This is a genomic window from Bacteroides caecigallinarum (genome assembly GCF_016901995.1).
Lineage (GTDB): Bacteria > Bacteroidota > Bacteroidia > Bacteroidales > Bacteroidaceae > Phocaeicola > Phocaeicola cellulolyticus.
Genome location: NZ_JACJLE010000018.1, coordinates 42,240 through 65,118 on the forward strand (window position 1 = coordinate 42,240; position 22,879 = coordinate 65,118).

At 41.1% G+C, this 22,879-nt stretch carries 19 protein-coding genes and 1 tRNA gene; all 20 read left to right on the forward strand.

What is annotated here, in order from left to right; all coding sequences use genetic code 11:
- Nucleotides 1-15: 15 nt before the first annotated feature.
- The 20 genes from H6A61_RS06510 to H6A61_RS06605 all read left to right on the forward strand — a co-directional run bounded on the left by H6A61_RS06510 (nt 16) and on the right by H6A61_RS06605 (nt 22,680).
- The gene (locus tag H6A61_RS06510; protein ID WP_204392208.1) at nt 16-1,416 is read left to right on the forward strand and encodes an alanine/glycine:cation symporter family protein; all 1,401 of its coding nucleotides are present in this window, start codon (nt 16-18) and stop codon (nt 1,414-1,416) included.
- A 132-nt stretch (nt 1,417-1,548) separates the two neighbouring features.
- A complete protein-coding gene (locus H6A61_RS06515; RefSeq protein ID WP_204392210.1) occupies nt 1,549-2,178 on the forward strand; it encodes a hypothetical protein in 630 nt (209 codons plus the stop codon).
- Nucleotides 2,179-2,254: 76 nt separating this feature from the next.
- Complete coding sequence (locus H6A61_RS06520; protein WP_154044114.1) at nt 2,255-2,839, forward strand: uracil-DNA glycosylase family protein; 585 nt, start codon at nt 2,255-2,257, stop codon at nt 2,837-2,839.
- A gap of 76 nt (nt 2,840-2,915) precedes the next feature.
- Nucleotides 2,916-2,988: transfer RNA gene (locus H6A61_RS06525), tRNA-Trp, on the forward strand.
- 452 nt (nt 2,989-3,440) lie between these two features.
- Nucleotides 3,441-4,595 carry an aldose epimerase family protein gene (locus tag H6A61_RS06530; RefSeq protein WP_204392211.1) on the forward strand — a complete coding sequence of 385 codons (1,155 nt, stop codon included), beginning with the start codon at nt 3,441-3,443 and terminating at the stop codon, nt 4,593-4,595.
- A gap of 36 nt (nt 4,596-4,631) precedes the next feature.
- Complete coding sequence (locus H6A61_RS06535; RefSeq protein ID WP_154044068.1) at nt 4,632-6,377, forward strand: sodium:solute symporter; 1,746 nt, start codon at nt 4,632-4,634, stop codon at nt 6,375-6,377.
- 63 nt (nt 6,378-6,440) lie between these two features.
- Nucleotides 6,441-7,118 carry an NUDIX hydrolase gene (locus H6A61_RS06540; RefSeq protein WP_204392213.1) on the forward strand — a complete coding sequence of 226 codons (678 nt, stop codon included), beginning with the start codon at nt 6,441-6,443 and terminating at the stop codon, nt 7,116-7,118.
- A 20-nt stretch (nt 7,119-7,138) separates the two neighbouring features.
- The gene (locus tag H6A61_RS06545; RefSeq protein WP_204392214.1) at nt 7,139-7,828 is read left to right on the forward strand and encodes an L-ribulose-5-phosphate 4-epimerase; all 690 of its coding nucleotides are present in this window, start codon (nt 7,139-7,141) and stop codon (nt 7,826-7,828) included.
- A gap of 64 nt (nt 7,829-7,892) precedes the next feature.
- Nucleotides 7,893-9,419 carry an L-arabinose isomerase gene (gene araA, locus H6A61_RS06550; RefSeq protein WP_204392216.1) on the forward strand — a complete coding sequence of 509 codons (1,527 nt, stop codon included), beginning with the start codon at nt 7,893-7,895 and terminating at the stop codon, nt 9,417-9,419.
- Nucleotides 9,420-9,509: 90 nt separating this feature from the next.
- Nucleotides 9,510-11,108 carry a xylulokinase gene (locus H6A61_RS06555; protein WP_204392218.1) on the forward strand — a complete coding sequence of 533 codons (1,599 nt, stop codon included), beginning with the start codon at nt 9,510-9,512 and terminating at the stop codon, nt 11,106-11,108.
- Between the two features lie 180 nt (nt 11,109-11,288).
- The gene (locus H6A61_RS06560) at nt 11,289-13,304 is read left to right on the forward strand and encodes a transketolase family protein (RefSeq protein WP_204392220.1); all 2,016 of its coding nucleotides are present in this window, start codon (nt 11,289-11,291) and stop codon (nt 13,302-13,304) included.
- Nucleotides 13,304-13,738 (forward strand): ribose 5-phosphate isomerase B, encoded by a 435-nt coding sequence (rpiB, locus tag H6A61_RS06565; protein WP_204392222.1) that lies wholly within the window; start codon nt 13,304-13,306, stop codon nt 13,736-13,738. The genes H6A61_RS06560 and rpiB overlap by 1 nt, the downstream gene beginning before the upstream one ends.
- A 137-nt stretch (nt 13,739-13,875) precedes the next feature.
- Entirely contained in the window at nt 13,876-15,438 is a 1,563-nt protein-coding gene (gene dnaB / locus H6A61_RS06570) for a replicative DNA helicase (protein ID WP_204392224.1), read from the forward strand.
- 92 nt (nt 15,439-15,530) lie between these two features.
- Entirely contained in the window at nt 15,531-17,993 is a 2,463-nt protein-coding gene (gene pheT / locus H6A61_RS06575) for a phenylalanine--tRNA ligase subunit beta (RefSeq protein WP_204392226.1), read from the forward strand.
- Nucleotides 17,994-18,011: 18 nt separating this feature from the next.
- The gene (locus H6A61_RS06580) at nt 18,012-18,233 is read left to right on the forward strand and encodes a hypothetical protein (RefSeq protein WP_204392228.1); all 222 of its coding nucleotides are present in this window, start codon (nt 18,012-18,014) and stop codon (nt 18,231-18,233) included.
- 12 nt (nt 18,234-18,245) lie between these two features.
- Nucleotides 18,246-18,977 (forward strand): YebC/PmpR family DNA-binding transcriptional regulator, encoded by a 732-nt coding sequence (locus H6A61_RS06585; RefSeq protein WP_154044077.1) that lies wholly within the window; start codon nt 18,246-18,248, stop codon nt 18,975-18,977.
- A 92-nt stretch (nt 18,978-19,069) separates the two neighbouring features.
- Nucleotides 19,070-19,309, forward strand: coding sequence for a TIGR03905 family TSCPD domain-containing protein (locus H6A61_RS06590; protein WP_204392230.1), 240 nt, complete (start codon nt 19,070-19,072; stop codon nt 19,307-19,309).
- A gap of 232 nt (nt 19,310-19,541) precedes the next feature.
- On the forward strand, nt 19,542-20,447 hold the full coding sequence (locus tag H6A61_RS06595) for a cytochrome c biogenesis protein ResB (RefSeq protein WP_204392232.1): 906 nt from the start codon (nt 19,542-19,544) through the stop codon (nt 20,445-20,447).
- Between the two features lie 31 nt (nt 20,448-20,478).
- Entirely contained in the window at nt 20,479-21,261 is a 783-nt protein-coding gene (gene ccsA / locus H6A61_RS06600) for a cytochrome c biogenesis protein CcsA (protein WP_430746788.1), read from the forward strand.
- 45 nt (nt 21,262-21,306) lie between these two features.
- Nucleotides 21,307-22,680 carry a cytochrome-c peroxidase gene (locus H6A61_RS06605; RefSeq protein ID WP_204392236.1) on the forward strand — a complete coding sequence of 458 codons (1,374 nt, stop codon included), beginning with the start codon at nt 21,307-21,309 and terminating at the stop codon, nt 22,678-22,680.
- The last annotated feature ends 199 nt before the right edge of the window (nt 22,681-22,879 follow it).

Sequence of the window (22,879 nt, forward strand, 5' to 3'; positions counted from 1 at the left end):
ATTCAAGGAACAAACATGAATTTCATTACAGAATTAATAAACCAGGCTAATTATATACTTTGGACATACATACTTGTGGCTATGTTGCTAGGATGTGCCCTATGGTTCAGTTTCAAGACCAGGTTTGTACAGTTCAGAATGATATCTGAAATGGTAAGACTCCTAGGAGACTCAACAGCAAAAATTGACGGTCACGAGAAACATATATCTTCCTTTCAGGCATTTACAATATCTTTGGCAAGCCGAGTCGGAACCGGAAATCTGGCAGGAGTTGCAACTGCTATAACCGTAGGAGGCCCTGGAGCTATATTCTGGATGTGGGTAATAGCATTGCTTGGTGCAAGCAGCGCTTTCGTTGAATCTACTTTAGCACAACTTTTTAAGGTGAGAAGCAAACATTCATACATTGGCGGACCTGCCTATTATATGGAAAAAGGTCTTAAAAAAAGATGGATGGGAGTAATTTTCGCCATACTGATAACCATCACATTCGGTTTCGCATTCAACTCCGTACAGAGTAACACTATATGCGCGGCTTTCGACAGTGCATTCAACATACCTCCTATATATATGGGAATAGGAATTACGATACTTACTATCATTATTATATTCGGGGGCGTACATTGGATAGCCAATGTCAGCAGTATCCTTGTTCCTATAATGGCTCTTGGATATATAATTCTTGCATTATATATAGTTATAAGCAATATTACCCATCTTCCTGACATCTTCGGTATAATAATAAAGAACGCTTTTGGCTTTGAGCAAGCCTTAGGAGGAGGTATAGGCGCGGCATTAATGCAAGGCATTAAACGAGGATTGTTCAGCAACGAAGCCGGAATGGGTTCTGCGCCTAATGCAGCAGCTACAGCACACGTCACCCACCCTGCCAAACAAGGTTTCATTCAAGCTCTCGGGGTTTTCACAGACACACTGCTCATCTGCACATGCACTGCATTTATAATTCTTTTCAGTGGGAAACATTACAACACTGACCTTGACGGAATACAGCTCACACAAGCTGCACTGAACAGCCAGATAGGTAACATTGGAAGCACATATATAGCAATAGCGATACTGTTCTTTGCATACAGCAGCATTCTAGGCAACTATTATTACGGTGAGGCCAACATAAGGTTCATCACCAAAAGAAAAGAAGTTATACATATATATAGAATACTTGTAGGCGGAATGGTGTTTTTCGGTTCTATAGCAAGTCTAAAATTTGTATGGAGCCTTGCAGACGTCACAATGGCACTGATGGCTATATGTAATCTGATAGCAATCATTATGCTTGGCAAATATGCATTCAGACTACTTGATGACTATCTGACACAAAAGAAAAACGGAATAAAAAGCCCAGTCTTTTCTAAAGATAAGATGAAAGACATTGAGGAAGATATCACTTGTTGGTGATATTCTGTTGCAATTTCAACGAAACAATATAATTAGAATACACAGTTAACAGATACATTGGAAACAATAGTGTTCAAAATCAATTTATTTCCGTATATTTGCACCCGTAAAAAATAAATAACATTTAAATATATGAGCATATTTTCAAAACTATTCGGGAAAAAAAATGCCGAAAATGCAGAAGAACCTGTAAGAGTAGGTGGAATGGAAGATTTTATGACCCTTATACGTGTGTATTACCAAGCCGTAATGGCATCACAGATGGGCATAAGCAATATAAACTTTTTGCCTGACTTGGCAGTATTCAAACGTACACTTAAAGTATCTACTCAAAACAACAAGCTTGGTATTGCAGAAAAATCACGCTGCAAAAAAATGCTTATTGATATTTACGGGTTGAATGACGGTTTCTTTAAGGAAATAGATGCATCAGTAAAGAAAAACTGTAAAAACGTAAACGACATCAAATCATACCTGTTCATGTTCCAAGGTTTCAGCCAAGACCTGATGATGGTTATCGGCAATTTGATGCAATGGAAATTCCGTATGCCTAGCCTTCTGAAAAAGATGCTTCGCAACATGACAGAAAAAGCCATAAACGATATACTTACGAAAACAGACTGGAAAGACGATGGAGTACGTAAGACTTGTAATAATATCCGTCAATACAAACACGCATTAGGATATTCACAAGAATGGATGAATGATTATGTATATAACATTGTCCTTCTGGCTAAGAAAGAGCCAAAACCAAAAGCATAAGATTAAATATAGAACGAACTGTAGGCGGAGTTGGTAAATCATAAGCAATCAACCCCGCCTTAATATTATAGGTATGATGACAAACCCTAAAGACATTGAACAACATCCGTTGGAACCATTCCTTCCGGCCAATGCCTCAATACTTATGTTAGGAAGTTTTCCACCTCAACGTAAAAGATGGAGTATGGATTTCTTCTACCCTAACCTCCAGAACGATATGTGGAGAATATTCGGTTACATTTTCTTCAACGATAAAGAACATTTTCTTACTGAAGACAAAAAAGCATTCAACAAAGAGCAACTTGAATCATTCCTAACAGAAAAAGGTATTGCATTATATGATACAGCTACAGCAGTAATAAGACTTCAGGACAATGCTTCTGACAAATTTCTGGAAGTTGTAGAAGCAACAGATATCGAACTACTGTTAAGACAGCTGCCGAAATGCAAAGCCATAATCACAACAGGACAAAAGGCTACAGATATTATATGCGAATATTTTTCTGTCAAACAACCATCCATAGGCAACAAAACAGAAATATTATTCCACGACAGAAAGCTTCTGCTGTATAGAATGCCATCATCCAGTAGAGCATATCCATTAAAGCTGGAAAAAAAATCAGAACTATATCGTCAGGCTTTCAATGACTTAGATATTTAGAACAAAATATTTTCATTTTTTATTTCATTAAAGGCTTGCCAATATAAAAAAAAGTACTACCTTTGCACACGCAAACACGGGAATAGCTCAGTTGGTAGAGCATCGGTCTCCAAAACCGAGTGTCGGGAGTTCGAGCCTCTCTTTCCGTGCGAAAGTAAAAAGCTGTAACTCAATAAGTTGCGGCTTTTGCTGTTTTAGAGGTCGGACAAATGTCGGACACAATTTTGGATCAACGTAAAAACCTGAGAGATTCTGAAATTAAGCATAAACTTTCAATAGTCTGAACAGAAAGAAAGCCTCATCTCTCCGTATATCAAACCATATCTAGATATCCAATACAGAAAAACTATCATAGCTTACTATAATTCTACTTTTATTTTCCTTAAAAATCAGCAATTCATACGTTTTAAAAAAACGACCTGTCATTTTTTAACAGATATTCACATCGCTGATAGGAAGAAAATACGATAAAACATCAACCTTAAATCGATAAGTGTAAAAACAACACTTTAATGCTGTATAACATATATTTTTTTGAACAATGGAATAAAATAAGTGTTACTTTTACACCGTGAAAAAACATTTACCATTTAATATATTAATGAGAAACATGAAAAAGTCATTTTTAAGTATGGGAGCTGCAATCATACTATTGAGTGGATGCGCCTCACAAGAGAAGAAAACTGAGTTGACACTTTCAGGACTTGACCCAGCTAAATTTGAAACTATTATTGACGGAAACAAGAAAACGGGTCTATACAGACTTACCAACAATAACGGAATGGAGGTCTGTGTAACAAACTTCGGAGGTAGAATAGTTTCCATCATGGTACCTGACAAGAACGGAAAAATGACTGACGTGGTACTTGGATTCGATAATATAAATGACTATCAGAATATACCAAGTGACTTCGGAGCAAGCATAGGCAGATATGCAAACAGAATAAACAAGGGGAAAATAAATATTGACGGACAGGAAATACAACTTCCTACAAACAACTTCGGACATTGCCTGCATGGCGGACCTACCGGATGGCAATATCAGGTATATGAGGCAAATCAAACAAACGACAGCACTATCGTACTTACAATGAAATCGGCTGATGGAGACAACAATTTCCCTGGCAATGTTACAGCTAACGTAACATATACTCTGACATCAGACAATGCAATAGACATTAAATATGATGCTACAACAGATAAGACGACTGTCATAAACATGACTAATCACTCTTATTTCAACTTAAGCGGAGATATGTCGAAACCTGCAACTGACCATATACTATATGTAGCATCCGACAGTATAACTCCAGTTGACAGTACATACATGACCACAGGTGAAATGACGGCAGTAAAAGATACTCCTTTCGACTTCAATACACCAAAAACAATTGCTCCTGACGTAACTGCATTCGACAACGAACAGGTGAAATTCGGAAATGGCTTCGATCACAACTGGGTACTGAACACAAAAGGTGATGATACAAAAGTGGCAGCCAGACTTACAAGTCCTATAAGCGGCATAACACTGGAAGTTTATACTAACGAACCGGGGATACAGGTTTATACAGGAAATTTCCTTACAGGAGAAGTTAAAGGAAAACAAGGTATAGCATACCCACAGCGTGCTTCAGTATGTCTTGAAACACAACATTATCCTGACAGCCCAAACAAACCACAATGGCCTTCTGTAATACTGAAACCTGGTGAAACATATTACAGCCATTGCATTTTCAAATTCGGAACTGAGAAATAAATAAAAGTATAATATCATAAAAAACACATTTTCATTATGAATTGGAGTTCAAAAGAATTTATATGGTTAGACTGGGTTGTTCTGATCATAGGTATATTTGGAGTAGCATGGGCTGTATGGCGAGCAGTGCGTAAAGATAAACTTGCTATGCAAGGTGCCGACAGCCAGGACTATCTGTTTGGCAAAGGTGAACCATGGTATGTGATAGGTGCTGCAATATTTGCTGCAAATATCGGTTCTGAACATCTTGTGGGTCTTGCCGGAACAGGAGCAAAAGACGGTGTAGGCATGGCACACTGGGAAATGCAGGGCTGGATGATTCTTATTTTGGGATGGTTATTCGTTCCTTTCTATCAGTTACTTAACAACAAGATGGGTAAAATCATCACTATGCCTGATTTCCTGAAATACCGTTACACACAGAGAACAGGTTCATGGTTGAGTATAATTACACTTATCGCATATATCCTTACAAAAGTTAGTGTTACAGCTTTCACCGGCGGTATTTTCTTCGAATATCTTCTAGGACTTCCATTCTGGTGGGGAGCTTTGGGACTGATTGCAGTAACAGCCGTATTTACAGTATTGGGTGGTATGAAAGGTGTGATGACAATGTCAGCGATACAGACCCCTATTCTGATTATCGGTTCATTCCTTGTTCTCTTCCTCGGATTGTCTGCACTTGGACAAGGAAGCATAGCCGACGGATGGAGCAACATGATGGATTACGCACGTTCCGCTCACGACGGATATGGAATAAACCATATGTTCCACTGGGATGAAGGCGATCCTATGTATCCTAAATTCCCTGGATTTGCAGTATTTATCGGAGCATCTATCATCGGTTTCTGGTACTGGTGTACAGACCAGCACATAGTTCAGCGTGTACTCGGACAGCAGAAAGGCGAATCGGACGACGTAGTAATGAAACGTGCCCGCAGAGGTAGTATAGCTGCTGGTTATTTCAAACTTCTTCCTGTATTCATGTTCCTTATCCCAGGTATGGTAGCTGTTGCTTTGGCACAAGATCCAAACAGCGGTATTGTAATGGATCTTACAAACCAGCACGACACTGACGGAGCATTTGCAATGATGGTGAAAAATATTCTTCCTGCAGGCGTGAAAGGATTGGTAACAATCGGTTTCATATGTGCCTTGGTTACATCTTTGGCAGCGTTCTTCAACAGTTGTGCAACTCTGTTTACAGAAGACTTCTACAAACCAATGCGTCAGGGCAAGAGCGAAGCACACTATGTATTCGTAGGACGCGTAGCTACAGTAGTGGTTGTTATCCTCGGATTGCTATGGTTACCTATTATGATGAACATGGACAATCTGTACAGCTACTTGCAGGACATCCAGTCACTGTTGGCACCTGCAATGGTAGCAGTGTTCACTCTCGGTATATTCTCTAAGAAAATCACTCCTAAAGCGGGTGAATGGGGACTTATCGGCGGTTTCATCATAGGTATGATAAGACTCATTACAAACGTAATAACAAAGAGTGGTACAGCAGCCATGGAAGGCTCTTTCTGGGATGCTACAGCTTGGTTCTGGCAGACCAACTGGTTGATTTTCGAAATATGGTTACTGGTATTCCTGATTGTATTTATGATTGTTGTGTCTTGCTTCACTCCTAAACCATCAGCACAACAGATAGAAGCAATAACATTTACAGACAGCTATAAAGAACTTATCAGAAAGAGCTGGAACAAGTGGGACGTAATAGCAACACTTGGAGTTATAGTCCTTTGCGGATTATTCTATGCATATTTCTGGTAATAAAAATAAATATTGTTCTACATTTGCATATTCAATGTAGAACAATATAAAATCTGTATTTACATGACAGCTTATTACAAACAAAATCCAAAATTCTACGTCGGCATTGACTGTATAATATTCGGTTTCGACAAAGGCGAACTGAACCTCCTACTGTTAAAGAGAAATTTTGAGCCGGCTAAAGGGAAATGGTCTCTTATGGGAGGGTTTATACAGGAAAATGAAAGCGCCGATGATGCCGCAAAACGTGTGTTGAGCGAACTTACAGGACTGGAAAACGTCTATATGGAACAAATCGGTGCTTTTGGAGATGTTGACAGAGATCCGGGAGAAAGAGTTATATCGTTGGCCTATTACGCACTTATAAACATTAACGAATACGACTGCGAACTGGTTCAGCAGCACAATGCACACTGGGTAAACATTAACGAAGTTCCCGAATTGATTTTCGACCACTCGGAAATGGTAAGGAAAGCCAGGAAGATAATGAAGGAAAAGGCATCGCATAAGCCTATAGGCTTCAACCTGCTTCCTGAACTGTTCACCCTGACACAACTGCAAAATCTTTATGAAGCCATTTACGGTGAAACCATGGACAAGAGAAACTTCCGCAAGCGCATAGCCGAAATGGACTTTATAGAACAGACAGACAAAATAGACAAAACCGGATCGAAAAGAGGTGCACGCCTGTTCAAATTTAATGACAAGGCATACGAAAAGGATCCGAAATTCAAAATTTGACTAAAAAAAACGACTCAAATATGTTAGAAGCATTAAAAGAAAAAGTATTCCATGCCAATCTTGATTTGGTGAAACATGGACTTGTTATTTTCACCTGGGGAAACGTTTCTGCCATTGACCGCGAAACAGGACTTGTAGTAATCAAGCCTAGTGGCGTTTCATACGACGAGATGAAAGCAGAAGACATGGTAGTAGTTGATCTGGAAGGCAAAGTAGTAGAAGGCAATCTTCGTCCGTCAAGCGACACTCCTACTCACCTTGTACTTTATAAGGCATTCCCTGAAATTGGCGGTGTGGTACATACACACTCCACTTATGCCACTGCCTGGGCACAGGCCGGACTTGACATTCCAAACATAGGAACGACTCATGCCGACTATTTCCACGAAGCTATTCCTTGCACTGCCGATATGACAGAAGAAGAAGTGAAAGGTGAATACGAAAAGGAAACAGGAAATGTGATAGTAAAACGTTTCGAAGGAATGAATCCGGTACACACTCCGGGAGTATTGGTGAAAAACCACGGTCCTTTCTCATGGGGTAAGGATGCCAACGATGCAGTTCACAATGCCGTAGTTATGGAACAGGTAGCCAAAATGGCAAGCATTGCATATGCAGCTAACCCAAACCTTACGATGAATCCTCTGCTGGTGGAAAAACACTTTAACCGCAAGCATGGTCCTAACGCTTATTACGGACAGAAAAAGTAAAAACATCTGAAATTAATAAATACTGAAATAAACAAATTATTACCTATTAATAAAATAAAAAATTATGAACGCATTCAGTCAGTATGAAGTATGGTTCGTAACCGGAGCACAGCTCCTTTACGGAGGCGACGCAGTAATAGCAGTCGATGCACACAGTAATGAAATGGTAGCATGTCTTAACGAAAGTGGAAAACTTCCTGTTAAGGTTGTATATAAAGGCACTGCAAATTCTTCAAAAGAAGTAGAAGCAGTATTCAAGGCAGCAAACAATGATGAAAAATGTATCGGTGTAATCACATGGATGCACACATTCTCTCCAGCCAAGATGTGGATTCACGGCCTTCAGCAGTTGAAGAAACCTTTGCTGCACCTGCACACCCAGTTCAACAAGGAAATTCCTTGGGACACTATGGACATGGACTTCATGAACCTTAACCAGAGCGCACATGGCGACCGTGAATTTGGTCATATCTGCACACGTATGCGTGTTCGCCGCAAGGTGGTTGTAGGCTACTGGAAAGATGAAGAAACACTCAGCAAGATTGCTGTTTGGATGAGAGTATGTGCTGCTTGGGCTGATTCTCAGGATATGCTTATCTTGCGTTTCGGCGACCAGATGAACAATGTAGCCGTAACAGACGGTGACAAAGTTGAAGCCGAACAGCGCATGGGTTACCACGTTGACTATTGCCCAGTAAGCGAACTGATGGAATATCACAAGAATATCAAGGACGAAGAAGTTGAAGCTTTGGTTAAAACTTACTTCAGCGAATATGACCATGATGCAGAACTTGAAGACAAGTCAACTGAAGCATATCAGAAAGTATGGAATGCAGCTAAGGCAGAACTTGCTCTTCGTGCTATCCTGAAAGCTAAAGGTGCCAAAGGTTTCACTACAAACTTCGATGACCTTGGACAGACAGACGGCAGCCATTTCGACCAGATTCCGGGTCTTGCTTCACAGCGTCTTATGGCAGAAGGCTACGGCTTCGGTGCTGAAGGTGACTGGAAATCAGCAGCTCTCTACCGCACTGTATGGGTAATGAATCAGGGACTTGCAAACGGTTGCTCATTCCTTGAAGACTATACTCTGAACTTCGATGGCAAAAACAGCTCAATCCTTCAGGCACATATGCTGGAAGTTTGTCCGTTAATAGCAGCCAAGAAACCTCGTCTGGAAGTTCACTTCCTCGGCATTGGTATCCGCAAGAGTCAGACTGCACGCCTTGTGTTTACATCTAAAGTTGGAACAGGATGTACAGCTACAGTTGTTGACCTAGGAAACCGTTTCCGTCTCATCGTAAACGATGTAGAATGTATCGAACCAAAACCATTGCCAAAACTTCCTGTTGCTTCCGCTCTTTGGAAACCAATGCCTGACTTCGAAACAGGTGCTGGTGCATGGATTCTTGCAGGTGGTACTCACCACTCTTGCTTCTCATACGATCTGACAGCAGAATACTGGGAAGACTATGCAGAAATCGCAGGTATCGAAATGGTTCATATCAACAAAGATACTACTATCAGTGAGTTCAAGAAAGAGCTTCGCATGAATGAAGTTTACTACATGCTGAACAAAGCTCTTTGCTAATAAATTGATTATATTGCCTTAATTAAAAGTGCTCGGCGAGCAATCGTTTGTAGCACTTTTATTTTTTTAGAACTTAAAAACTTAAAATCTATGAGTCTTAATGCTAAATCAACAATAGAAAGCGGGAAAGCCATTTTGGGTATTGAATTTGGTTCTACAAGAATCAAAGCTGTATTAATAGACGAAGAAAACAAGCCTATCGCCCAAGGAAGCCACACATGGGAAAACCAACTTGAAAACGGTTTGTGGACATACAGTATTGATGCTATATGGAACGGAGTGCAGGACTGTTATGCAGACCTCCGCGCAAACGTAAACAAGGAATACGGAATTGAAATTGAAACCCTGGCTGCAATCGGCGTAAGCGCAATGATGCATGGCTATATGGCTTTCAACGACAAAGAAGAAATCCTCGTACCTTTCCGCACATGGAGAAACACCAACACAGGCAAGGCTGCCGCAGAATTGTCTGAGCTGTTCGTATATAACATTCCTTTAAGATGGAGTATATCACATCTCTATCAGGCTATCCTCAACAAGGAAGAACACGTAAAAGACATAACATTCCTGACAACATTGGCAGGATATGTACACTGGCAGATAACAGGGGAAAAAGTTCTTGGAATAGGTGATGCATCCGGCATGCTGCCTATCAATCCAGAAACAAAGAACTATTCTGCCGAAATGGTAAAGAAATTCAACAATCTCATAGCTCCATACGGATTTAACTGGACTCTTGAAGATATTCTTCCTAAAGTACTTCTGGCTGGCGAAAATGCAGGTTGCCTTACAGAAAAAGGTGCAAAAATGCTCGACGTGTCAGGACATCTGAAAGCAGGTATCCCTGTTTGCCCTCCTGAAGGCGATGCCGGAACAGGTATGGCAGCTACAAATGCTGTTAAACAGCGCACAGGTAACGTATCTGCAGGTACTTCTTCTTTCTCAATGATTGTATTGGAAAAAGACTTGTCGAAACCATACGAAATGATTGATATGGTCACTACTCCTGACGGAAGCCTTGTGGCAATGGTTCACTGCAACAACTGTACTTCCGACCTAAACGCATGGGTAAACATCTTCAAGGAATATCAGGAGCTGATGGGTATTCCTGTAGATATGGACGAGATATTCGGAAAACTTTACAACAACGCCCTGAAAGGTGATGCCGACTGCGGCGGACTTATCTCATACAACTACTTCTCAGGCGAACCTGTAACAGGACTTGAAGAAGGCCGCCCTCTGTTCGTTCGTAATGCAAGTGATAAATTCAATCTTGCCAACTTCATGCGCGCACATCTGTATGCCTCTGTAGGAGTGTTGAAAATAGGTAACGACATTCTGTTCAATGAAGAGAAAATCAAGGTTGACAGAATCACAGGCCATGGTGGTCTGTTCAGAACTAAAGGTGTAGGACAAAGAGTTCTTGCCGCAGCCATCAACTCTCCTATATCGGTAATGGAAACAGCAGGCGAAGGCGGTGCATGGGGAATAGCACTACTTGGTTCTTATTTAGTGAACAATGACAAAAAACAATCACTTGCCGACTTCCTGGATGAAAAGGTATTTGCCGGAAATACAGGTACAGAAGTATCTCCTACTGCAGAAGATGTAGCAGGATTCAACAAATACATAGAAAACTACAAGGCTTGCATACCTGTTGAAGAGGCCGCTGTGAAATACAAAAAGTAAAGAGTATTTTTGACAATAAGTAGGCATGAAACAGCCTGAATATCTGATATTTCTATTCAATTAATGATAAAAAAAGCTTTTGTTCAGGTTGTTATTTACATATAAATGTTATATTTTTGCTCAAAAATTCAGAGAACATAAGAAAACTGATAGAAACATTCAACAAAATAATCAATTAATATGAACAGCAAACAAGTAATGAACCATGCTGCCGACAACATCCGTATTCTGGCAGCTTCAATGGTAGAAAAAGCTAAGTCAGGACACCCAGGTGGTGCTATGGGTGGTGCAGACTTTATCAACGTTCTGTATTCAGAATATCTGCAGTACGACCCTAAAAATCCTAAATGGGAAGGAAGAGACCGTTTCTTCCTCGATCCGGGACACATGTCTCCTATGCTGTATTCTCAATTGGCTTTGGCCGGAAAATTCACTATCGACGAACTTAAACAACTCCGTCAGTGGGGCTCACCTACTCCTGGACATCCAGAAGTTGACGTAGAACGTGGTATTGAAAATACATCCGGACCACTTGGACAAGGACATACTTTTGCTGTGGGTGCTGCTATCGCTGCAAAATTCCTTGCTGCTCGTACAGGTAACCCTACTTTCGCTAAAGAAACTATCTACGCATATATCTCTGACGGTGGTATCCAGGAAGAAATCTCTCAGGGTAGCGGACGTATAGCAGGTCACCTTGGACTTGATAACCTTATCATGTTCTACGACTCTAACGACATCCAGCTTTCTACTGAAACTAAAGATGTAATGACTGAAGATACTGCCATGAAATACCGTGCATGGGGATGGTACGTTATTGAAATCAACGGTAATGACTGCGACGAAATCCGTAGGGCTCTTGACGCAGCTAAAGCTGAGACAAAACGCCCAACTCTTATCATAGGTAAATGTATCATGGGTAAGGGCGCACGTAAAGACGACAACTCTTCTTATGAACACAATTGCAAGACTCACGGTGCTCCTCTTGGTGGCGATGCATACAAGAATACAATGATAAATCTTGGTGCTGACCCTGAAAACCCATTCGTAATCTTCGACGACGTAAAAGAACTTTACGCAAAACGTGCACAGGAACTTGAAACTATTGTAGCTGCAAGATACGAAGAAGAAAAAGCATGGGCTGCTGCAAATCCTGAAAAAGCTGCTCAGCTGAAAGAATGGTTCAGCGGTGCTGCTCCTAAAGTTGATTGGGCCGGAATACAGCAGAAAGCTAATGATGCTACACGTAACGCATCTGCAACTGTTCTTGGCGCTCTTGCTGAACAGGTTCCTAACATGATCTGTTCTTCTGCCGACCTTTCTAACTCTGACAAGACTGACGGTTTCTTGAAGAAAACTCACGCATTCCAGTCAGGCGATTTCAGTGGAGCATTCTTCCAGGCTGGTGTTGCAGAACTTACTATGGCATGCTGCTGCCTTGGTATGGCTCTTCACGGTGGTGTAATCGCTGCTTGCGGTACATTCTTTGTATTCTCGGACTATATGAAACCTGCAGTGCGTATGGCTGCTTTGATGCAGTTGCCTGTCAAGTTCATCTGGACTCACGACGCATTCCGTGTAGGTGAAGACGGTCCTACTCACGAACCTGTAGAACAGGAAGCACAGATCCGTCTGATGGAAAAACTGAAAAACCACCACGGAAAGAACTCTATGCTTGTTCTTCGTCCTGCTGATGCTAAGGAAACTACTGAGGCTTGGAAACTTGCAATGGAAAACATCGACACTCCATCTGCATTGATCCTTTCTCGTCAGAACATCAACGACCTTCCTGAAGGTACAAATTATGCTGAAGCTGCCAAAGGTGGTTACATTGTAACTGATGCTGAAGGTACTCCTGACGTTATCATGGTTGCTTCAGGTTCTGAAGTTTCTACACTTGTTGCCGGTGCTGAACTGTTGCACAAAGACGGTATCAAGACACGTATTGTTTCTGTTCCTTCTGAAGGTCTGTTCCGCAGCCAGAGCAAGGAATATCAGGAAAGCGTTATCCCGACTGGAGCTAAAGTATTCGGACTCACAGCAGGTCTTCCTGTAAACCTTGAAGGACTTGTAGGTCCTAACGGAAAGGTTTGGGGTCTTGAATCATTCGGTTTCTCTGCACCATACAAAGTATTGGACGAAAAACTGGGATTCACAGCAGAAAATGTATATAACCAAGTAAAAGCAATGTTATAATGAAAATAGTAGGACTAGCATCCGATCATGCAGGATTTGAACTGAAACAGTATGTTAAGCAGTGGTTGGAAGCAAAAGGATTAGAATACAAAGATTTTGGAACTTACTCTACTGAAAGTTGCGATTATCCTGACTTCGCACACCCATTGGCAGAAGCTGTAGAGGCTGGCGAATGTTATCCTGGAATTGCAATATGCGGTAGTGGCGAAGGAATTGGCATCACACTAAACAAGCATCAGGGAATACGTGCAGCACTTTGCTGGATTCCTGAAATAGCTAAACTGTCACGCCAGCATAATAATGCAAACGTTCTTGTTATGCCTGGAAGATTTATTGACACTGAAATGGCAGACAAGATTATGACAGAATTCTTCAATACTGAATTTGAAGGCGGACGTCATCAGAAAAGAATAGATAAGATTCCAGTAAAATAATCCTTGTCTTATAACAATATAAAAAATAGGAAGATAGCTGATATGGCTTTCTTCCTATTTTTTTTCATATTTAGTTTTTAGATAAATCACAATAAATAGGAAAATCTTATCTTTGCAAAAAAATTATACCATAGATAATGGCTACTACACAGAAAAGACCCGCACGAACAACAAAGGTAAGTAAAGAAAAACTTACGGATGAATATGGACACCTTCAGCCTCAGGCTCCGGAGTTGGAGAAGGCTGTACTTGGTGCACTGATGATTGAAAAGGATGCCTACTCGCTTGTGAGTGAGATTCTTAAACCGGAATCTTTCTACGAGCACAGACATCAGCTGATTTATGCTGCCATAACAGACTTGGCTATACAGCAGAAACCTATAGACCTGCTCACAGTGACAGAACACCTGCGATTCATGGGACACCTTGACGAAGTTGGAGGTCCGTTCTATATCACACAGTTGAGCGGTATGATGGCATCATCTGCACATATCGAATATCACGCACGAATCATCGCACAGAAATACCTTGCCAGAGAGCTTATAACTTTCACAAGCAACATTCAGAAAAAGGCTTTCGACGAGACAGAAGACGTGGACGACATTATGCAGGAAGCAGAAGGACGTCTGTTTGAAATCTCACAGCAGAACATGAAGAAGGACTATACGCAAATTAACCCTGTGATACAGGAAGCGTATGAGATGCTTCGTACTGCAGCCGCACGTACCGACGGTTTGAGTGGTCTGGCAAGCGGTTTCCACAAGCTCGACAAGATGACTTCGGGATGGCAGAACTCCGACCTTATCATCATTGCCGCACGTCCTGCGATGGGTAAAACTGCGTTCGTGCTTTCTATGGCCAAGAACATAGCCGTAAACAACAAGGTGCCAGTAGCATTATTCTCGCTTGAAATGAGTAACGTCCAGTTGGTTAACCGTTTGATTGTAAACGTATGCGAGATACCGGGCGAGAAAATAAAGAGCGGACAGCTAGCTCCATACGAATGGGGACAGCTGGACTATAAGATTAAGGAGCTGTATGATGCTCCTCTATATGTTGATGATACTCCTTCATTGTCAGTATTTGAGCTAAGAACAAAAGCGCGCCGTCTGGTTAGGGAACATGATGTGAAAATCATCATCATCGACTACCTACAACTGATGAATGCCAGCGGTATGTCGTTCGGCAGCCGTCAGGAAGAAGTCAGCACCATATCACGTTCGCTCAAAGGTCTTGCCAAGGAATTGAACATACCTATCATAGCCCTGAGTCAGTTGAACCGTGGTGTGGAAAACCGTGAGGGAGTGGATGGTAAGCGTCCACAGTTGAGTGACCTTCGTGAATCGGGAGCCATCGAGCAGGATGCCGATATGGTTTGCTTCATCCACCGTCCTGAATACTACAAGATATATACCGACGAAAAGGGTAACGACCTTCACGGTATGGCAGAAATAATCATAGCCAAGCACCGTAACGGTGCCGTAGGCGATGTTCTGTTACGTTTCCGTGGAGAGTTTGCAAGATTCCAGAATCCTGAGGATGAAATGATTGTGCCACTGCCTACAGAAGAAAACGCGACACCTGTCATCCGCTCAAAAATGAATAAAGGAGGAAGTTCAGTACCTCCCCCACCGGCAGACATGGCTCCGGCACAAGAAGGAAATCCATTTGGTGCACCGCTACCAGATGTACCTTTCTGATTTCATAAAAAAACTTTTATGCAGTCTTGTAAACCAAATATTTATATTAACTTTGCGCATCATTCATAAAAATACATAAAAACATTATATATATGAATATTTCTTATAACTGGCTGAAAGAATATGTCAATTTCGATTTGACTCCAGATGAAGTAGCAGCCGCACTTACCTCAATCGGTCTCGAAACCGGAGGCGTAGAGGAAGTTCAGACTATAAAAGGAGGCCTCGAAGGACTTGTAGTAGGTGAAGTCCTGACTTGCGAGCCTCATCCAAACTCAGACCATATGCACGTAACTACAGTAAACTTGGGACAGGGAGAACCTGTACAGATAGTTTGTGGTGCAGCCAACGTTGCGGCAGGTCAGAAAGTAATAGTAGCAACTCTTGGAACAAAACTTTACGATGGCGACGAATGTTTCACCATCAAGAAATCAAAACTCCGTGGCGTAGAGTCTAACGGTATGATATGTGCAGAAGATGAAATCGGAGTGGGAACAAGTCATGACGGTATCATAGTCCTTCCTGCAGACACTGTTCCGGGAACTCCTGCAAAAGAATATTACAATATAAAGAGCGAATATGTACTTGAAGTTGATATCACTCCAAACCGTTCGGATGCATGCTCACACTATGGTGTGGCTCGCGACCTTTATGCGTGGTTAATCCAAAACGGATACAAAGCAGAGTTGAAACGTCCTTCTATAGACTCTTTCAAAGTAGATAGCAACAATCTGAATATCGACATTGAGGTGGAAAACACTGAAGCATGTCCAAGATATGCAGGTGTCGCAATAAAGAATGTCACTGTAAAGGAAAGTCCTGAATGGCTTCAGAACAAGCTTCGCCTTATCGGTGTCCGCCCTATCAACAATATCGTCGATATTACAAACTACATACTTCACGCTTACGGACAGCCAATGCACTGTTTCGATGCAAACAAGATTAAAGGTGGCAAAATTGTAGTAAGAACTTGTGCTGAAGGTACAAAATTCGTAACTCTTGACGAAGTGGAACGTACTTTGTCTGAACGCGACCTTATGATTTGCAACGCAGAAGAACCTATGTGTATTGCCGGAGTATTCGGTGGCCTTGATTCAGGTACTACTGAGGCTACTACAGATGTATTCCTTGAAAGTGCATACTTTAACCCTACTTGGGTTCGTAAGACTGCGCGCCGTCACGGACTTAGCACAGACTCTTCATTCCGTTTTGAACGTGGTATCGACCCTAATATCACTATCTATGCACTGAAGGAAGCTGCAATATTGGTGAAAGAACTTGCCGGCGGTGAAATAGCATCTGAAATCAAGGACAACTACCCTGCTCCTATCGCTGATTTCGCTATCGAACTTTCATACGATTATGTAAATACACTTATCGGAAAAGTTATCCCTGCAGAAACAATCAAGAGCATAGTAAGCAGTCTTGAAATGAAGATTGTGAACGAGACAGCTGAAGGTCTTTCTCTTCTTGTTCCTCCTTACCGTGTTGACGTACAGCGTCCATGCGACGTAGTGGAAGATATTCTCCGTATCTATGGATACAACAATGTAGAGATCCCTACCAGCCTGAAATCAAGCATCAACGTTAAAGGCGCTGAAGACAAGTCTGTTAAACTTCAGAACATTGTTTCTGAACAGCTTGTAGGATGCGGATTTAACGAAATAATGAACAACTCGCTTACTGCAGCTGCTTATTACGAAGGACTTGAAACTTACAAGCCTGAAAACTTGGTTCGCCTGATGAACCCGTTGAGCAACGACTTGAACGTAATGCGTGCAACCCTGCTTTTCGGTGGTCTTGAAAGCATCCAGCACAATGCAAACCGCAAGAATGCAGATTTGAAATTCTTCGAATTCGGTAAATGCTACCACTTCAATGCTGAAAAGAAGAACCCTGAAAAGATTCTTGCCGCATATTCTGAAGAACTTCACCTCGGTATGTGGGTTACTGGTAAGCGCGTAAGCAATTCATGGGCACACGCAGACGAAAACTCATCTGTTTACGAACTTAAGGCATACGTTCTCAATATTTTCCGTCGTCTTGGTGTAAACTTCGGTGGCCTTGTATTCGGAAATCTTACAGACGATATCTACTCTGTAGCGATATCAGTACATACTCGTGGAGGAAAACTGTTGGCTACATTCGGAGTAGTAAGCAAGAAGATTCAGAAGGCATTCGATATAGACAATGAAGTTTATTTTGCCGACATCTGCTGGAACGAACTTATGAAATCAATCAAGGGCAACAGAGTAACTTACAAGGAAATATCTAAATTCCCTGCTGTTAAACGTGACCTTGCATTGCTTATCGACAAGAAAGTACAGTTCGCTGAAATCGAAAAGATAGCTTACGAAACAGACAAGAAACTCCTGAAATCTGTTGAACTGTTCGACGTTTACGAAGGCAAGAACCTCGAAGCAGGCAAGAAGAGCTACGCAGTAAGCTTCATGCTTCAGGACGAGAATGCCACTCTGAACGATAAGCAGATTGACAAGTTCATGCAGAAACTTATCACTAACCTGCAGAATAAGCTTGATGCCAAATTGAGATAATATAAAACATATCATATTATGAAAAATAAAAATGCCATACTGACAGTTGCACTTTATATTGAACTATTGTTCATCGGTATATCTTTAAATACACTGTTTCAAGAAGGAAATCCTTCATGGAAAATAATTTGTGCATCTATAGGCGGAGGTATTTTCCTGATATTGCTTATCATTACGGCATACAGATTATTTAGAATAATCAGAAATAAAAACAACAAGAAACAAATAACAACAATATAAAATTATAAACCAATGGGAAGAGCGTTTGAATATAGAAAAGCTGCCAAATTGAAAAGATGGGGTCACATGGCTAAGACCTTTACACGTCTGGGTAAACAAATCGCAATTGCTGTAAAAGCAGGTGGTCCTGAACCTGAAAACAACCCTACACTACGTTCTATCATCGCTGTCTGCAAGCGTGAAAACATGCCGAAGGACAACATCGAACGTGCTATCAAAAACGCACAGGGTAAAGACCAGAGCGACTACAAGAGCATGACTTACGAAGGATATGGTCCTCACGGAGTTGCTGTATTTGTTGATACTCTTACTGACAACACTACTCGTACAGTAGCAGACGTTCGTTCAGTATTCAACAAATTTGCCGGTAACCTTGGAACTACAGGTTCACTTGCTTTCTTGTTCGATCACAAGTGTGTATTCACTTTCAAGAAGAAAGATGGTCTTGACATGGAAGAACTTATCCTCGATCTTATCGACTACAACGTAGAAGATGAATACGACGAAGATCCGGAAGAAGGAACAATCACTATCTACGGTGATCCTAAGAGCTACTCTCTTATCCAGAAACACCTTGAAGAATGTGGTTTCGAGGATGTCGGTGGTGAGTTCACATACGTACCAAACGATTTGAAAGAAGTTACTCCTGAACAGCGCGAAACTATCGACAAGATGGTAGAACGTCTTGAAGAATTCGACGATGTGCAGAATGTTTACACTAACATGAAGCCGGAAGAAGAGTAATCATTCTTAATGATAATTACAAAAACAGATTTCGCATAAAGTTTTCTTCGTGTGAAATCTGTTTTTTTATAATAAGATAAAAAGCAAAAACGATGAAAATAAACTACAGAACACAAGGAACATGCAGTTCATTTATCGAAGTTGAAGTAGAAAACAACAAGATTAAGGAAGTAAGCTTCACTGGCGGATGTAACGGAAATCTTAAAGGCATCTGCTCGCTCGTAAAAGGAATGGAAGTAAATGAAGTTATCTCTCGCCTTGAAGGTATCCGTTGCGGAAACAAGAACACTTCATGTCCAGACCAGCTTTGCAAGGCTTTGAAAAGCATGTAATACAACTAAAACTATATAAAAAATAAAGCAATGACTCTTATACACAACAATAGGTGTCATTGCTTTTCGTTTTATATATCCATTCTCATTATCTGTTTTCAGCAGTATCACTATTACCTTTTTGTAACAAATACAATTTTCACATAATAATATATTGAAAATAGATTGTTTTTACTATTTTTGCACTCAAATACACAGAAACAACTTTCTTAAGACTTATAACGACACAAAAATGGCGAAAAATATCTACCTGATATTATTATATCCTATAATGGCAGCTGTCATTATACAATATTTTGCAGGAAATTTCCCGTTCCATTTCTTTGAATTCCCACTGAATATTATTCTTGGGGCAATATGGATTTATTCCGTTTATATGCTCTTACGCAAAAATAACTGTACCAATAATATAACAAGAGTTCTTGTATCTCCCGAAACTACAGCATTCAGCCTTTTCTTGTTTGTTTGCGGAACACTCGTCATTGGAATGTTTCCACAACTGTCAGCTATAGAAGCAGAACAAAAAGAAGGAATTTTGGGACAACTTGGATTCTACAATTTCATGTCCTCATGGATTTTTGTATCGATACTGTTTATTTTGCTCTCACATCTTGCAGCCATAACCATAAGAGGATTTAAATCAAGGAAAAAGAAAAGATGGAGATTTCTGCTCAACCATGCCGGAGTATGGCTTGCACTCTTTGGCGGTTTCATGGGTAGCAGCGACATTATCACAGCAAGAATTCCCGTATTTTTCGATAAAGAGAACAATGAAGCTCTGACTATGGAAGGCAAGCATTTTTACCTTGACTACGACCTGCAGCTGACAGGTTTCGATGCGGATTACTATCAGAACGGAATGCCCAAAAGCTACGTAGCGGAGGTAAAAGTTTCTGACAGACATTCCGGGAATTCATCACAAATAAGTCTTGAAGTAAACCACCCTTACGAATATAAATTTGGTGAAGACATATATCTGGTTAGCTACGATACACGCAGCGACAAGCCACAATACTGTGTCCTGCAGATAGTACGTCAGCCATGGAAGTATATCCAGCTCATAGGTATAATAATGACAATAGCCGGAGCTGTAGGAATGTTTATCGGAGGGCCACAAAAACAGACTTCAAAGCAGTAACAATAACCCTTATAACTATAAAAAAATGACAATCAACTGGGATGTTTTCTATATATTCACCATCGTTTCTGTAATCCTATGGATTATAAGTGCGGTTGCCTCTGCAGCTAAAGACGGAATCTCAAAAACAGCCGTTGCAGCAAGCCTGTCAGGCAGCATCGTTTTCATGGCATTTATCATAGGACTGTGGATTTATCTGCAAAGGCCTCCGCTCAGAACAATGGGAGAAACACGATTATGGTATTCGCTATTCATGGGAATATCAGGACTTATCACCTACTGGAGATGGAAATACAGATGGATACTATCCTTCTCTACTATGGTATCTGCAGTGTTCTGCATCATCAACATACTCAAGCCAGAGATACACGACCAGTCGCTTATGCCTGCCCTGCAAAGCGCATGGTTCATCCCTCATGTGACTGTATATATGTTTTCATACTCAGTACTTGGATGCGCATTCATCATTGGATGTATAGGAATGAAAAAGCATAAAGAGATATATACCACTACTGCAGACGAGCTGGTATATACAGGAACTGCTTTCCTCACCATAGGTATGCTGACGGGAGCTATATGGGCAAAGGATGCATGGGGCAACTACTGGAGCTGGGACCCGAAGGAAACATGGGCAGCCATAACATGGACTATTTACCTGCTATACATACATATACGACTGCAAAGAACATACAAGAGTAAAAGACTACTGTACGGACTTCTCATAGCAGGATTCGTATCACTGCAGATGTGCTGGTATGGAGTAAACTATCTTCCGGCGGCACAGAAGAGTGTACATTTATATAATAGACAATAATCCCAAAAGGAAACTACTAATACTAACATTTAAAAAAGTGAGATTATGAAGAAAAAGATTATCTTGGCAGCATTACTGATTGCAGCGGGAGCTGTGGTAGTTTACCGCCTTGTGAATCAAGCTCCATCAGAATCGCTTGCAGCAAACGAAAGAATGCTTGCAATACTTACTGACGGAGGATGTATGGAATGCCACTCGGCAAATCCTAAACTTCCTTTCTATGCCAACTTCCCTATTGCAGGAAAAGTGGTGAAAGAGGATATCGAGAAAGGATACAGAGAGTTTGACGTAGAGCCTATGATGACAGCTCTCAAGAATGGTGAGAAAGTGGGCGAAGTCGATTTGGCTAAAGTAGAAAAGGTAATAAAGGACGGTACAATGCCATTGGCTAAATATTACCTTGTACACTGGGGTTCGTCTATGACTGGCAAGAAAACAGAAATTGCTCTTGACTGGGTAAAGAATTACAGAGCTCAGGCATATCCAAATACTCTGGCTGCAGCTGAGTTTGCAAACGAGCCAATACGCCCTATACACGATTCTATTCCTGTAGATATCCGAAAGGTTATCCTTGGAGATATGCTTTTCCACGACACACGTCTTTCTATAGACAATACCGTATCATGTGCAACTTGTCATGCTCTGAACACTGCTGGTGTGGACAACAAACGTTTCTCTGAAGGTGTTGACGGACAGGTTGGAGGTATAAACGCACCTACCGTGTTCAATGCTCACTACAACTTCGTTCAGTTCTGGGACGGACGTGCCGCTACACTGGCAGCACAGGCAGGTGGACCTCCACTCAACCCTATCGAAATGGGACACAAATCATTCGATGATATCTGTAAAGTCCTTTCAGAAGACAAAGCCTTTGAAAAAGCATTTATGGAAGTATATCCTGAAGGATTTACTCAGGAAACAATCACTGATGCTATTCAGGAATTCGAACGCACATTGATTACTCCAAACTCTAAGTTCGACAAATATTTGAAAGGCGACAAGAATATCCTTACAGCAGAAGAGATAAACGGCTACGAACTGTTCAAGGAGTACAACTGTGCTACTTGTCACGTGGGTGAAAACTTGGGAGGACAGTCATATGAGCTTATGGGAGTAAGAGCTGACTACTTCGGCGACAGAGGTACTGAAATCACATTCGAAGACCATGGCCGCAACAAGGAAACCAAGACAGAACGCGACATGCACAGATTCAAGGTTCCTGGTCTGAGAAACATCGAGCTGACAGGTCCTTACTATCACGACGGTACAAAGAAGACACTTGAAGAAGCTGTAAACGATATGGCTAAATACGAAGTAGGTATCACACTTACAGAAACTGAAACTGCCAACATCGTGAAGTTCCTGAAAACTCTTACAGGTGAATACAAGGGTAAGACTCTTACTAATGACAATATGTAATTGACAACATTACCACAATTATAACAAAAAAGAATATCCCGATTCGGAAAGTTAAAAAACAATTCCGAACCGGGATTTTTCATATATCAACTGTAAGCATTCAGTAAACCCCGTCAGAACTCAGTCTTGATTCTTTATATTTTTGTACCCATAACCAATATTGTACAAAAATGAAGAATATGACATTAGACCAATTCAA